Origin of the sequence: Staphylococcus auricularis, assembly GCF_051172115.1 — a bacterium.
Lineage (GTDB): Bacteria > Bacillota > Bacilli > Staphylococcales > Staphylococcaceae > Staphylococcus > Staphylococcus auricularis_A.
Genome location: NZ_JBPIZN010000008.1, coordinates 1,794 through 16,182, shown reverse-complemented (window position 1 = coordinate 16,182; position 14,389 = coordinate 1,794). Strand labels below are relative to the sequence as shown.

Below are 14,389 nucleotides of genomic sequence, written 5' to 3'. Positions count from 1 at the left end.
ACTATTTATGTCCCTACACGTTAATACAAACTCATTTTTATGTAGCAAAAACAGCTCAATATGTGATTAAATCATTATTTTCAAAAGATAACTGTCATCTACAAATAATGATCCTTCTATCACTGAGACGTGATTAGACGTGCAATAATTCTTCTTTTGAAATTCTGTTAAAATAAGTTTCAGCTTCTCTTAATTTAGATGTACCAAAAATAGGTTGTTTATCTTCATCAAGTACACGATAGATTTCGCTTACTTTATTACTTTGTAAAATATAACCGTTACGGCTTTCTACAGTATTCCAGTAAATATCACTTGTAGTTGGATGATTTGGATAAGCACAGTGACTGCGAGAAATCGTTTGTACCATTTCTAGGGGATCACAACCAAACGTGCTGTTTAATACATATGAATCTCTGAATAATGCACAAATAGAAACACATGTTGTCCAGTTAGGTAATACGCGTTCTTTTTCAATTTGTACTAGTGTTTTCTTTGAAAGGCCGATAGTTTGCGCCATTGTGTCTTGTGTATAACCGGCTTCTATACGGACCATTTTAAATTTTGTCTGAATTAAATCTGTAAAACTCTGTCTATCCATTTACTCAATCTACCTTTCCATTTTAAATATGTTCATACGACACAAGAAATTGCAATAATACACATTTCTTGAAACACAAATTACATCTTAATACAAATTAATAAAAATTAAAAGGGTGAAACGCAATTTTTGAAGCTATTTTATTAAAGGCACAATTGTCAAAATAATTAAAATGACTTTGCGTCAATTTCTATGTAAGATGTAAATTCAAATCATAAGGTGCATTTCTTTTTATTAGTATTATTTTTACTCTTTTAAGTTAAAATCACTAGTATTTATTATACCGTATTTCACTCATTTTTCCATACTCAAGCTCATTAAAATTTAATATTTTCCACAAATCTAACAGTTCTTTTACAATTAACCCTTTTCTATTGCCAAAATATGTGAGCACCACTCAATTAAAGAGAGTGACACCTTATACACACTTCCCAACTATGTTCACTCATTCGTTGATATGTATTAATTCTTGGATAAATGTTTTCGCATATTATACAATTGGATTAAAACGTTTATCAGGAGGATTATGAATGACTGAAAAAGAACAAAAAGCATCAGAAAATAGCTCAGAATATTTAACTCAGAAAATGTTAGAAACACGCACTGTATTAATCAGTGGTGAAATCAATGACGAATTAGCTAGAGATGTAGTCAATAAATTATTATTATTAGAAGCAACAAGCGATGAACCAATCAATATCTTCCTTTCAACTCAAGGTGGTCATGTCGATTCAGGCTTCTACATCAGAGATATGATCAACTTCATCAAACCAAAAGTCAATATCATTGGTTCAGGTTGGGTTGTAAGCGCAGGTATTTTCATTTTCTTATCTGGAGATAAAGATAGAAGATACAGCTTACCAAATACACGATTCATGATGCACCAACCAAGCGGCGGTGTTCAAGGTCAATCTACAGAAATCGAAATCACTGCTAAAGAAATCGTAAGAACTAGAAAACGCATCAATGAAATTATTGCGGAACAAACAGGCCAAGATTTAGAAAAAGTTGAAAAAGATACAAACCGTGACTATTGGTTAAACGCTGAAGAAGCAAAAGAATACGGTATCGTTAATCAAATTATTAGTTCTAGAGACGAAATTAAATAAGATATAGTAAAAAAATACGACAATGTACATGACATTGCCGTATTTTTTATATCTATATTCAGATTAAATATCTTAAAAAATCATAAAAATCCATGTATACTTCCTCAAAAATTTAAATTTACATCTTTAATTATCTATCAAAAGCATTTCTTTTTCAAATGGCTATCTAATACCAATATCATATAGTTTTGCCACTAACTTATTTTTTCTCCCCATCTACTTCATTTACATAGTCATCATCAGGTTGGTCAAAATCAACTTCTTTTGTTTTGTCACCAACTGTAGTCACAAAGAACTGATTGTCATCAGCTAACCCCGCAAAACGACTGTCTTTGACCTCCACAGGGAATAGTAGCTCTTCAAAATCTAAATAGTGGTCCATAACTTCTTTCGGATTGTCTTCATATTGCGCGATTGCATTTTCGGTAGTGTCACTGAAACGATAACCAGTGACATAAAGTTTCTCATTATCTGTGTGATTTCCTGACCCATCTGTTCCAATTGCGATTTTTAAATCTCTATACTCAGGTTCCTTATATTTTGTCTTTTTCAATTCACGTTTTTGATCTTCTAGTGCTTTACTTTCTTTTTTATTTTCTTTAAGGTCTTCTTTAATACTATTTTCAAGTTCTTTTAAATCCGATTCTTCTTGGCTAATATAACGCTCTAGCTCTGTCGGTGTACTGTCAAAAACACCTAATTCATCCTTTTCTTCTTTCTCTTTAGCCTCTGCTAAATCTTTCTTCAACTCCTTAATATCGTCTTTTTGTTTATCTATTTCCTTTTGCTCTGCTGTGCCATCGAGACCTTCTAACAGATTATCAACCTTTTCTAATTCATTCTCTTTTGTTTTATCGAAATAAAGCTTATCTTGTTTAGTCGCAAGTTCTTCTAATTCATCAATATCTTTATCGACGACATCTAGTATTTTGATATCTTTATACGTGTAATATACTTTCACTTTGCCATCTTTAGTAAAGATGATTCGATCCACACTTGCATCTTTATTAAACGGTGTATCTTCTTCAGTACTCGCAACGAAACTCACTCGTTCTGCTTTTTCAGTTTTTAAAATTTCTCCAATCTTAACGACATCCTTCTCAGATGCATCAGTGCCACAAGCTGATAAAAAAGTGCTGTAGAAGCTGCAAGTATTCCTAATGTTGTCTTTTTCATAATCATCCGCCCTTATTTATTAGTTTACACAATATTATCACAATTTAAATGAATTGTGTTGATCTATATTAGATTTAACTAAGTTCTTTTACTTTAAAATAAAAAACTACCTATCTCACTATGAAGTGAAATAAGTAGTTTCTAAATTAAAAGTTTAGGCGTTTGCATTTTGCTTCGGCAAAGCACGTTTATTTAATTTTCTTTGTTCTGATTCTGAAACAATTAAGGCACATGCAGCGTCACCTGTAATATTGACAGATGTTCTTGTCATATCAAGTAATCGATCGATACCTAAGATGATACCAATAGCGGCTGCATTTAAACCAACTGCATTCAGCACCATTGCAAGCATGATCAAACCTACACCAGGTACACCTGCTGTACCAATCGAAGCTACTACTGCAATCACGACGACGGTGATGAGCTGCCCTAATGAAAGATCTACACCTGAAATTTGAGCGATGAATATTGTCGCTACTCCTTGCATGATTGCGGTTCCGTCCATATTGATCGTCGCACCAAGTGGTTGAATAAAGCTGGCGATTTCTGGTCTTACACCCATCTTTTTCGTACAGTTCATAGAGACTGGTAATGTCGCGGTAGAACTCGATGTACTAAAACCGACCGTAATGGCTGGCATAAAAGCTTTGAAAAAGTTCATCGGACTGTATTTGCCGAGTAATTTTACTGCTGAACCGTAAACGACAAAGAAGTGTACTGCAAGCGCAAGTAAAACGATAAAGAAATACATTCCTAACTGTTTAATCGCTCCGAAACCAGCTCCTGTAAATGCATGTGCAACAAGCGCAAATGTTCCGATTGGTGCGAATACATTCATAATCATCGTAATGATATACATCAGTATTTCATTGGTCTGCAGGAAAAACCTGTTCACGACCTCTGCTTTGGATCCTACCATGATTAAACCTATACCGATAAAAATCGCGAATGTGATAATTTGTAGCATATTGCCTTCTGTCATCGCTTGAATTGGATTTTTAGGAAATAGATTAATTAACGTTTGATCGAATGTTTGATTGGCTGCAGAATCTTCTGCACTGTTTTGATCTTTTAATGTTTGTTCATATTTATTTACATCTTCACTCTTTAACAAGTCAGAATGCCCTGCACCTGGTTTAAAGAGTAGAGCGAGTGCGATACCGATTGTAATCGCGAGCGCTGTTGTTGATAAAAAGAAAGTCAACGCTTTGAGTCCAATACCACCGAGTAACTTAGGATCACCTACACCTACTACGCCAAGTACAATTGAGACAAAAACAACTGGTACTACGAGCATGAAAATTAAGTTTAAAAAGATTTGACCAATGACATTAAAAATATATTGATCTGTCCAACCCACAATGTTTGATTGCGCATAAATATTACAAATTGAACCCACTGTAATACCTAACACTAATGCTATAACGATTTTGAGTGATAAATTTTTCGTTTTCATAAGCATCCCCCTTTTCAGTGTATTAGCTATATTATACTTTAAACGGGGACTTTAGGGAATAAAAAAATTAAGTTGTAATGATAGCAACTCATAAATAATTTATATTTTGATAGAAAAATGAGGACTATACACTCATTTTCAAAAACCCCTTTGAAACAGGAGCTTATCACTTACGCGTATCGTTCATGGGTGCATTATGTTATGATAATGAAGATAAAATGAGGAGCGAGATGCATGAAATTTCAAGTACCAGAACCATACAATAATATGACGTTACGTGACATCTTTCAGCACGTAAAGTTACCGAAAAAAGATTTACACCAATTAAATATGTCAAAAGACATTACGATTAATGGCGAACAAGCCCCTTTAACGACTACAGTTACTCAAGGAGACGAAATTGTCATACCGACTGGAGATGAAACAAGTAATTATAAACCGAGCTATCGTTATGCAGAAATTTACTATGAAGATGACGATTTAGCCATTGCGATGAAACCTAAAGGCGTTAAAACGCATCCAAATGATCTCATGGAAAGTAATACGTTGATGAATCATTTAATCTACACTTTAGATAGCGATTATGTCGAACCGATTCACCGTCTCGACCAAGAAACCGTTGGACTTGTAATCGTCGCTAAAAATCCAGTTATGAAGAAATTATTAGACCGAATGTTAGAAAATAACGAGATCAATCGCATCTATCGAGCACAGGTCAATAGTTTATTACCAATCAAACCCCAAACCATAGATATGCCCATTGGAAAGGACAAATTCCATCCTAACAAACGACGCATCTCTTCTACTGGTCAACGTGCAATCACACATATTTTAAGTTCTAAAATGTTAGAAGAAAATGTATGTGAACTTGAACTTAAGCTCGATACTGGCCGTACACATCAAATCCGTGTGCACTTAGCTGAGATTGGCCATCCAGTAATTGGTGATCCACTTTACGGCGATGCTACATTGCGACAATTGAAACTGAACAGTTATAAAGTAGAACTCACACATCCTTTATCGTTAGCTCAAATCTCTGTCAGCATTGATGATGAACCAAATACAAAATAAAATTTTTTACGTAAAAACGGTTGAAACCGCTGTGCTTCGTCATAACAAACACAGTGCGTTCCAACCGCTTCTTTTTATTTAATATTTTATTTAGGCTCTACCATATCTTCTGGTTTAATCCATTGTTCAAATTGTTCTTCTGTGACATAGCCACTTTCAATCGCCGCATCTTTTAATGTTAAACCTTCGCGGTGAGCTTTTTTCGCAATTTGCGCTGCTTTTTCATATCCAATATGTGGATTTAAAGCTGTCACAAGCATCAAGGATTGATTTAAGTAATTGTCGATATTTTCTTCAATCGGTTCAATACCTACCGCACAGTTGTTGTTAAATGTTTCCATTCCATCTGCGAGTAAATAAATCGATTGAAGTGTATTGTTCAATATCACCGGTTTATAGACGTTCAATTCGAAGTTCCCTTGTGAGCTCGCAATACCGACAGCTGCATCGTTACCCATAACTTGAACAGCTACCATGGTTAACATTTCACACTGTGTAGGATTGACTTTACCAGGCATAATAGAAGATCCAGGCTCATTTTCAGGAATCGCAAGTTCAGCTAAACCAGCACGTGGACCTGAAGCTAACCAACGCACGTCGTTCGCGATTTTCATCAAGTCGCCTGCAAGTGCTTTTAACGTACCATGGAGTTGCACAACTTCATCATGCGCTGTTAACGCATGGAATTTATTTTCAGATGAAACAAACGGATAGCCTGTATGGTCTGCTATATGTGCAGCTACTTTATCGCCAAATTCTGGATGCGCATTGATACCTGTACCTACAGCAGTACCACCAATCGCTAAATTTAAAATATGCGCTTTAGATTCAGATAGCAGTGTCTCACATTTATCTAACATGTAGCGCCAGCCACTGATCTCTTGACCTAAACGAATCGGTGTCGCATCTTGTAAATGCGTACGACCAATTTTAATAATGTCATGATACTGTTGTTCTTTATCTTTAAATGTATCTCTTAATTTTTTAAGAGCAGGTTCAAGTTTGTGCTCTACTTCATGATATAATGCCACGTGCATTGCAGTTGGGAAAGTATCATTCGAACTTTGTGATTTATTCACATCATCATTCGGATGGATTTGTTCATCACTACCATGTTCTTTTAAGTATTCGTTGGCAACATAACTAACTACTTCGTTCACGTTCATATTACTTTGTGTACCGCTTCCAGTTTGCCATACCACGAGTGGAAAATGCTCATCTAATTCCTGGTTTAAAATTTTATCACAAGCGTATACAATCGCATCTTTCTTCGCTTCAGAAAGTTTATCTAATTCAAAGTTAGATAAAGCAGCTGCACGTTTTAATTCTGCAAAACCGTATACAACTTCAATCGGCATACGTTCTTTACCTACTGGAAAGTTACGTTTACTACGCTCAGTTTGTGCGCCCCAGTATTTATCTGCAGGTACTTCAATCTCACCAAATGTATCATGTTCAATTCTAACTGACATGGCTCTGTTCTCCCCCTTTTCGTTGAGTTATCCATAGTATAGCATGTATTATTTTAAACGAGCAACGCGAAAGAGAACGTTTTCATTTTTTAAATAAAAGGTGGCAGGTAGCATGTGAACTACCTACCACGTTAAATTCTTTATAGATTAAACTTCTGTACGATGGTCATATTTTTGATGGAGCACTTGAATGACCGCAATCGTAGAAAAGATGAATAATACCGTACCGATAATCAGTAAGAGCGGGTTAAAGTCCACCAACACTCCTATAATACCAGGTAAGCTATTATAAAAGTCGTCTAATCCGAACATAAATACAACCGTTGCTAAAATAAAGCAAATAACTGCGATAATTACACCACGTGTATTGCTTCTGACATAAACCATCGGATCGACATCATCCACTAATCCTTTAGATAAATTCATCTGCATATCAATCACTTTAAATATGAGTAGAAAATATAAAGAACCTAACGCCATGAAAAAGCCCTTGATAGACAGCAAATTAACAATGACAGAAGCTGTGATAATTAATTTCCAGTGTTTTGTTAACATTACAAAATACCTCATTTTTATCTCATTTATTCTATCTTAACATAAGTTGAAATGAACATGCGTTTTTAGTGGCATTTCAATCTATCGAACACCCTTCATTCGCTTTGTTGCATTTAAAAAACTCTCCACACTATCGTGTGATAGCGGGAGAGCTTTTAACTGATTATTCCTCTAAATCTGAACGCACGTCTGCATCATGAGATTTATTTAATTTATCTTCATCATTTTCTTCAGAGATTTGTTCCATTTCTTTACCGAGTTCTACGACATCATCATAACCTTCAACCATGTCATTTTCAGGTTCTTTTTCGTCGTTGAAATCGTGCTGGTTTGTTTCAGTCACGACGGTCACCTCTTTTTCTCAGGAATTATGCAAAGCGAGCAGTGAAATAATTTTTAACGTCTTCTGGTAAACCAGCAGCAGCCGCTTCATCTAGTACCACATTAACCATGCGGTGTGTTTTTAAATCTGCAGGTTCAAAGTTTGTACTACTATTTTCTTCGTATAATTTTTTGACAGCATCTGCTTTTTCACTACCAGTGATAATAAGGAAGATTTCTCTAGCTGGAAGTAATGCATGTTCAATACTTACTTCTAAATCACCTTTACGATCCATTGTCACAACTTGAGTAATGAGTTTACCTTTGTTGTCTTTCGTTTTCATGTGTTCTTTAATGTAAGGTTCAGCTTCTTGTTCAAATGCGGGTGTATAAATTTGACCTTCTGGTACACCTAATGCTTCGTAATACGTTTTATTTGCATCATAGTCTAAGATGTTAATTTGACTGAAATCGACCGCGTGTTTATCAACATCAATTTTTAATTGATCTAAGACAGGTGCTTCTTCTTTAGCTAAATGCACGCCGGCAATAGTCGTTGGGTTATTATTAAACTGCTTACGTAAAATATCTGCCGCATAAACTGCCACAGCCTCACGATCAGGTAATACTTTAAAATTCATTGCCATTTTATTACACTCCTATTCTATTTGCTCATGTTACCAGTCTATGACTTTGATTACGTAATTACCCGTCATCTATTCATCATAAACGTAGACACCGATAAGCCGTTGTATTAACAAGATATCTATACATGGTTCTGCATGATCTTTCATATGCTTTATCACCATTTATTTTAAATTAGGAAAGTCTTGTTGTCTTAAAGCTTCATAAATAAGTAAAGACGCAGTATTCGCTAGATTTAATGATCTGATATTATCGTTCATTGGAATACGCATCGCTGTTTCACTATATTTTTCTTTAATCCAATCTGGAAGCCCAGTTGTTTCACGCCCGAAGATAAAGTAATGTTCTTCGTCTGTGTTTGAGAAATCATAATCTGAATAAGTATGTGATCCAAATTTCGTTAATAAGTAATATTTTCCAGAAGTCTGTTCAAAAAAGGATTCAACATCTTCATAATATGTAATATTCACGCTGTGCCAATAGTCTAGACCTGCGCGTTTTAACATCTTATCATCTGTGCTAAAGCCTAGGGGTTTAATCAGATGTAGATGTGTATCAGTCCCTGCACATGTACGTGCGATAGAACCTGTATTACCAGGTATTTGTGGTTGGTATAATACAATGTGATTCGTCATTAATTTTCTCTCCCCATTTCAAGTCCTTTTATCATTTCCGTTTGTACTTCTTCAATTTCATCGTCATAATGCGCTTCAATAAATGGGCGCGCATCTTCACCCTGTATTTGACCAATAGCCCAATAAGCGGTACCTCTGATCATCGGTCTCGGATCATTTAACGCAACATCTTCTAAATCAGGTATAGCTGTCTCCTCTTTAAAATGCGCCAATGCGATGATCGCGTTTCGTTGGATTGGTTTTTTACCTCTCCATGCACCAGCCAAATGACCATATGTGTTTTTAAACTCTTTGTTAGACATTTTCAGTAAAGGTACGAGCCGTGGTTTTAAAACTTCAGGTTCTAATACAATATCGTCATGTTGTGTGTTTATACCGCGATTACGTGGGCACACTTGCTGACACGTATCACAACCATAAAGTCGATTCCCTATCTTATAGCGATACCGATCTTCTAAATAGCCTTTCGTCTGAGTTAAAAAGCTGATACATTTTTGACTGTTGAGCTGTCCATTACCAACAAGTGCACCGGTTGGACAACGATCGACACAAATCGTACAGTCTCCACAACTATCTAGTAATGGATCATCCGGCTCAAACGGAATGCTGACCAACATTTCTCCGAGGTAAGTCCATGTACCTAAGTCTGGGTTGATCACAAATCCATTACGCCCTACATAGCCTAAACCAGCACGTTCAGCGACAGAACGATCCGATAACACACCGGTATCTACCATCGATTTAATCTCTACATCTTCGACGCGACTACGTAAATAATCAGCTAGTTTATCGAGACGTGTTCCCATAATCGTATGGTAGTCTTGACCCCAAGATGCACGTGCAAACATACCGCGTCGATCGCCTCGAACACTCTTAGGTGCACCTTTCATCTTGTTTGGATATCCGACAGCAATCGCGATAATAGAACGGGCAGTCGGTAGTGAGAGTTTGGGTTCTGTACGTAAATTAATATCGTCTTCTTCAAATCCAGATGCGTACCCTTTCGCATGGTAGTCTACTAATTTTTGCTTTAACTCATCAAAAGGGTCAGCAGTAGTAAAACCAATACTATCGATACCAATCGAGTGGGCATATTCAATGACATCTTGCTTTAATTGTTTTAAATCCATGACCTTACCCCCAAAAACATACATATTACAGTGTAACATATTCAGACTTGTCACCGTTTGGAATTTGTTTTTGACGCATTCGGTGAAAACGTCCGTATAAACATTGAAAAATCCGGTGAACTTCGATGTTCACCGGACTAAATGAAATATTATTGTTTTGGTAATTCGAATCTGTAGATTTCATCTGAATAACCTTTGAGGAATTTTTTACATAATAGATGCACGATAAATGCACATGTAAATGGAATAACAAAGAATGCAAAGGCTAAGATAATAATGTTAGTTGTTGGATCTCCACCCATACGGTTATACGCATTGATTGGTCCAACTAAACCTGTGTAACCAAATCCTGCTGACATCGGTGTCCCTTGAATGTTCGCAAGATAAGCGACGATACCACCGATAATACCATTAATTGTTAACGGCACTGCGATGATTAAATTTTTAAAATACACAGGAATCATCATTTTCGCTGCACCAATTAACAGCACGATATTTACTCCTGCTGCATTCACGCGTAATGAACCAAATAGGAACGTCACACATGCGGCAACGATACCTAAGTTCGCAGCACCACTACCTAGACCTGATAGACCGATTGCGGTTGCAATTGCTACAACTGAGATCGGTGTCACCATTAATAATGAATAAGCAACACAGATTAAGATAGACATGAGTAACGGATTAAGCTCTGTAAATGAATTGATGATGCCTCCTAATCCTTGAGTTACTTTTGCTATGTAACGTAATGTAATAAGACCAATACCACCGCTTACGATAGGAATTAAAACAGGTAAAATGATCATTTCTAATGAACCGAGTTTATTTTGTAATATGTAAAATAGTAAGCAAGCGATAATTACGACAAGAATGACGTTAATAATGTCTCCAATACCCTTTAACTGAACAGCACCATCTTTAAATTGTAGTGCACCTGAACCTAACATGGCCGATACACCAATCATCGTTGCACCCGCACCACTAAACTTAAATTGATGCGCAGCTAACACACCGATGATAAATGCCATAAATGATTGGATAATCACAACTAATTGATAAATGATTTCTAAAAACTGATTGCCATCTTTAAAAAACTTTAAAAACTCACCTAACAAGGCGTTCGGTAACAAAGCAATGACGACCCCTGCCCCTACAGCATTGAGGACATTCATCAAGAACTGCTTTGTGGTTATCTGTTCTTTAACCATGATAATCACACCTCCAAAAACGATATTAGATATATAGTATTACAACTTAGTTATAAATTCAACATCATAATTAGATAATCACACCAATGCAATTCAATTCTAGGATTAATATGTAGATATTTTAACAATTTAAATGTATATGACATATTAATAGTATATGTTTTATACGTAATAGTGAGATTTGTAGCTGGAGGTAAAAATATTGTAGTTATATTAATGAAAGAATTGGATGTAAGTTGTTGAAAAACACATTGGATTCTTTTAATAACGGTGATATACTTAAATAGATATAGTTAGTGAACAATTTAATTTATTACATAGCTAGTTTAACAAACAACAAATGAAGTGTAATTGATTTTTGGTATATAAAAGTAGGTTATTATACATATCGTTTTAAATGCTTTTATGATGACTCCATATTCGATCTCGCTACACAGTTAGATATAACCTCTTTTTAATAACATCAACGTGTTTTTTATATCTCTTACTTTAACAAAATCATTTTCCTATTTTATTTAAGCTACTACTAATTTAAATATGTTCCGTGAAACTATAGTTAGTGGGATCTCGTGATATGACTCATTCTGCTGCTCATATTTTTTTACCCTTTTTGAAAGTTTTGTACAACTATTTATTTATTATTAAATAGTAGTCGTATTTTAACTAGGGATAGAGTGAATTGAAGCAGAGAAAGTTTATCCCCTACTATTAATAATATCCTACTTAGTTTAGTTGGAGGTGTTAGACAATAAAATCATTTAGATGCAATTTACATAGTTTTTACCGATTATTATTTTAAAAAGGAGTGTAAAAAATGGCAGAAAACAAAAATGACGACCAAAAGTGGTATCAAACGACGTGGTTTACAATTCTCTGTTTAATTTTATTTTTCCCACTTGGTTTAGTTTTAATGTGGATGTACAAAAAGAATTGGAAAACTTGGGTTAAAGTAGTTGTAACTGTCTTCTTTAGTATTAGCTTTATAGGTGGTGCGTTTATGGACCAAAGTGACTTAGATGAAACACAAGCTGAAGATAATACAGAACAAGCTCAAAAAAATGAACAAAAAGATAAAGAGAAACAACAAGAAAAGAATAACAAAGAGAAAGAAGAATCAAATGACAACAAAGAGAAACAACAAGAAAAAAATGAAAAAAAATCAAAAGAAGATTCAGAAAAACAAAAACAAAATGATAAATTTGATCAGCTGAAAGATGAAAGAGAAAAGATAGCTAAAGAAGTAAAACATGAAGTTATGCGAGGTGATTTAAAAAGCGTTAAAAACGAAAATGATGAAGGTAATGTTGTAGTAGTTATCGGCGGTACAGAAGGAATAACAGATAAGGAAACTGTTAAAGGATTTAGAGAAGCAACATCTCAGGCAGTTTATGGAGCTAAAAAATCTGGTGTAGATATAAATAACTTAGATATCAATATTTTTTACACTATGACTGATGGTATAAATAAAGATGATGAAAAAGTATTATCCACTTCATGGGATAAAGAAACTATTGAATCAATGAATGAAGAGGCAGTTTACACCCTTGCTGACACGCTTGAAAATCATGCAGAAGATTTTTATATGCATCCAGGAATTGCCAAGCATGATGAGAATTAATATATAATTAAATGACGCAAATCTCAGATATAAATTTGAGTATCATAACTTATTTTTATAGTGATATTTGCGTTTTTCTATCTAAAAGTAAATACTCGTTATGTCTTTCCCTATGAAATATAAGCCACAAAATTATTAAATTTCTATCTATTCTAAATTATGGGTTACATTTAGTTAATAAACTGATATTAGTACATTATTTTAATAATCCTTTTAAACAAAAATACATAAGGAGATGTAAAAATGAAAAAACTATTATTTTTAACGTTAAGCAGTTTCTTGATCTTAGGAGCTTGTGGTAATAACGAAGATACAACAAACGAAGATAATGAAAGTAAAGCAGAAAATAAACAACATGACGAAAAAGAAAAAACATCAGAAGATAAAAACAAAGAAGACAAAAAAGATAAAGAAGATAAAGAAGAAAGCAAAGAAAAAGAAAACAACAAAGATGAAAATAGCGAAGAAGAAAGCAACGAGGAAAACAACGAAGAAACAGCAGAAAATGAAAATGTGCAAGATAATCAAAACGTTGAAGCACAAAACGAACAAGTAGCAGAGGAACAACCGCAACAAGACCTGGAACAAGAACAAGACGAACAAGTTGAACAACCTAACGAACAAGATGGAGAATATAATAGTAGAGAACACAGCCAAGAATATAACAACAGTCACCCTGTTTCAACAGATGATGATATGACACCGGAGGAATTAGAAAGATTAAATCAATCGCACGGAGACAATGAATCAAATTCAGATAATCCATATTTAAACATGCCTAATCAAGAATGGCGTTATAATGCAGGAGGTTTATCTTCTGGAGAAATGCAAACAAGAAATGAAATCTTAAATGGTACATATGAAGGCGATGACGGCGACCAAATATTAGAAGCATTGGATTATTATGAACAAAAATATGGTAAATAATTTTAAATATTATAATAGGGTAGCGTTTATCTACCCTATTATTTTTTTACTTTATTAAATTCTATTATATTTCTGTAATCATAATAGTTAAAGAAGCACACAGCAGCAACAGTACCAATGTCTTTTGCTCATTGACCTCAAGAAATTATCAATATTGACCACAAATTGACCAAAATTTTTATATTCTATAGTAAGTAATAAAAAAGAAACCCCACTGTTATGGGATTTCTGCATGTAATTAACTGTTATTTACTGTTAAAAATACCGGTGGTCGGTCTCGAACCGACACTCCAATGAAGGAACGGGATTTTGAGTCCCGCGCGTCTGCCCATTCCGCCACACCGGCTAAACTAATATAATAAAAATGCTCCAAAATAATGATGGAGCGGAAGATAGGACTTACACCTATATCTTATTCCGGGAAAGAATCTGTTCTGAGAATTGAACTACTCCCGCAAAATTTTATAT

At 34.7% G+C, this 14,389-nt stretch carries 14 protein-coding genes and 2 tRNA genes; 4 read left to right on the top strand and 12 right to left on the bottom strand.

Annotation, left to right across the window (positions count from 1 at the left end; translation table 11 throughout):
* Positions 1–133 precede the first annotated feature (133 nt).
* On the bottom strand, positions 134–598 hold the full coding sequence (xdrA, locus tag ACSBRB_RS10145) for an XRE family transcriptional regulator XdrA (protein ID WP_435032678.1): 465 nt from the start codon (positions 596–598) through the stop codon (positions 134–136).
* 530 nt (positions 599–1,128) lie between these two features.
* Between xdrA and ACSBRB_RS10140 the strand changes: the two genes are divergently transcribed.
* Positions 1,129–1,707, top strand: coding sequence for an ATP-dependent Clp protease proteolytic subunit (locus ACSBRB_RS10140; protein WP_107392888.1), 579 nt, complete (start codon positions 1,129–1,131; stop codon positions 1,705–1,707).
* Between the two features lie 199 nt (positions 1,708–1,906).
* On the opposite strand, the gene ACSBRB_RS10135 is transcribed toward ACSBRB_RS10140, so the two are convergent.
* A complete protein-coding gene (locus tag ACSBRB_RS10135) occupies positions 1,907–2,755 on the bottom strand; it encodes a hypothetical protein (protein ID WP_435032677.1) in 849 nt (282 codons plus the stop codon).
* Positions 2,756–3,037: 282 nt separating this feature from the next.
* Positions 3,038–4,339 carry a dicarboxylate/amino acid:cation symporter gene (locus tag ACSBRB_RS10130; RefSeq protein WP_435032676.1) on the bottom strand — a complete coding sequence of 434 codons (1,302 nt, stop codon included), beginning with the start codon at positions 4,337–4,339 and terminating at the stop codon, positions 3,038–3,040.
* Positions 4,340–4,573: 234 nt separating this feature from the next.
* Here ACSBRB_RS10130 and ACSBRB_RS10125 point away from each other — a divergent pair, with 234 nt between their 5' ends.
* Entirely contained in the window at positions 4,574–5,410 is an 837-nt protein-coding gene (locus ACSBRB_RS10125; RefSeq protein WP_435032675.1) for an RluA family pseudouridine synthase, read from the top strand.
* A gap of 86 nt (positions 5,411–5,496) precedes the next feature.
* Here the strand turns inward: ACSBRB_RS10125 and fumC are convergent, their stop codons facing one another.
* The 7 genes from fumC to ACSBRB_RS10090 form a co-directional block, all read right to left on the bottom strand.
* Positions 5,497–6,882 carry a class II fumarate hydratase gene (gene fumC / locus ACSBRB_RS10120; protein WP_435032674.1) on the bottom strand — a complete coding sequence of 462 codons (1,386 nt, stop codon included), beginning with the start codon at positions 6,880–6,882 and terminating at the stop codon, positions 5,497–5,499.
* A gap of 147 nt (positions 6,883–7,029) precedes the next feature.
* Positions 7,030–7,437, bottom strand: a complete 408-nt coding sequence (locus ACSBRB_RS10115) for a hypothetical protein (RefSeq protein WP_435032673.1) — start codon at positions 7,435–7,437, stop codon at positions 7,030–7,032.
* 163 nt (positions 7,438–7,600) lie between these two features.
* On the bottom strand, positions 7,601–7,780 hold the full coding sequence (locus ACSBRB_RS10110; RefSeq protein ID WP_435032672.1) for an SAS053 family DNA gyrase inhibitor: 180 nt from the start codon (positions 7,778–7,780) through the stop codon (positions 7,601–7,603).
* 25 nt (positions 7,781–7,805) lie between these two features.
* Positions 7,806–8,405 carry a sugar phosphate isomerase family gene (locus ACSBRB_RS10105; protein ID WP_107392894.1) on the bottom strand — a complete coding sequence of 200 codons (600 nt, stop codon included), beginning with the start codon at positions 8,403–8,405 and terminating at the stop codon, positions 7,806–7,808.
* A 162-nt stretch (positions 8,406–8,567) separates the two neighbouring features.
* Positions 8,568–9,038, bottom strand: coding sequence for a tRNA (uridine(34)/cytosine(34)/5-carboxymethylaminomethyluridine(34)-2'-O)-methyltransferase TrmL (trmL, locus tag ACSBRB_RS10100; protein ID WP_059107682.1), 471 nt, complete (start codon positions 9,036–9,038; stop codon positions 8,568–8,570).
* Positions 9,038–10,168: a tRNA epoxyqueuosine(34) reductase QueG gene (gene queG, locus ACSBRB_RS10095; protein WP_435032671.1), complete on the bottom strand. Its 1,131-nt coding sequence runs from the start codon at positions 10,166–10,168 to the stop codon at positions 9,038–9,040. Before queG ends, trmL begins: the two co-directional genes overlap by 1 nt.
* A gap of 149 nt (positions 10,169–10,317) precedes the next feature.
* On the bottom strand, positions 10,318–11,376 hold the full coding sequence (locus ACSBRB_RS10090; protein WP_435032670.1) for a PTS sugar transporter subunit IIC: 1,059 nt from the start codon (positions 11,374–11,376) through the stop codon (positions 10,318–10,320).
* A gap of 814 nt (positions 11,377–12,190) precedes the next feature.
* Here ACSBRB_RS10090 and ACSBRB_RS10085 point away from each other — a divergent pair.
* Together ACSBRB_RS10085 and ACSBRB_RS10080 are read left to right on the top strand one after the other, a co-directional pair.
* Entirely contained in the window at positions 12,191–12,994 is an 804-nt protein-coding gene (locus ACSBRB_RS10085; RefSeq protein ID WP_435032669.1) for a hypothetical protein, read from the top strand.
* Positions 12,995–13,237: 243 nt separating this feature from the next.
* Positions 13,238–13,921 carry a hypothetical protein gene (locus ACSBRB_RS10080; protein WP_435032668.1) on the top strand — a complete coding sequence of 228 codons (684 nt, stop codon included), beginning with the start codon at positions 13,238–13,240 and terminating at the stop codon, positions 13,919–13,921.
* A gap of 262 nt (positions 13,922–14,183) precedes the next feature.
* On the opposite strand, the gene ACSBRB_RS10075 is transcribed toward ACSBRB_RS10080, so the two are convergent.
* Together ACSBRB_RS10075 and ACSBRB_RS10070 are read right to left on the bottom strand one after the other, a co-directional pair.
* Positions 14,184–14,267: transfer RNA gene (locus ACSBRB_RS10075), tRNA-Leu, on the bottom strand.
* Positions 14,268–14,302: 35 nt separating this feature from the next.
* Positions 14,303–14,377 (bottom strand) — tRNA-Gly (locus ACSBRB_RS10070).
* Positions 14,378–14,389: the final 12 nt, after the last annotated feature.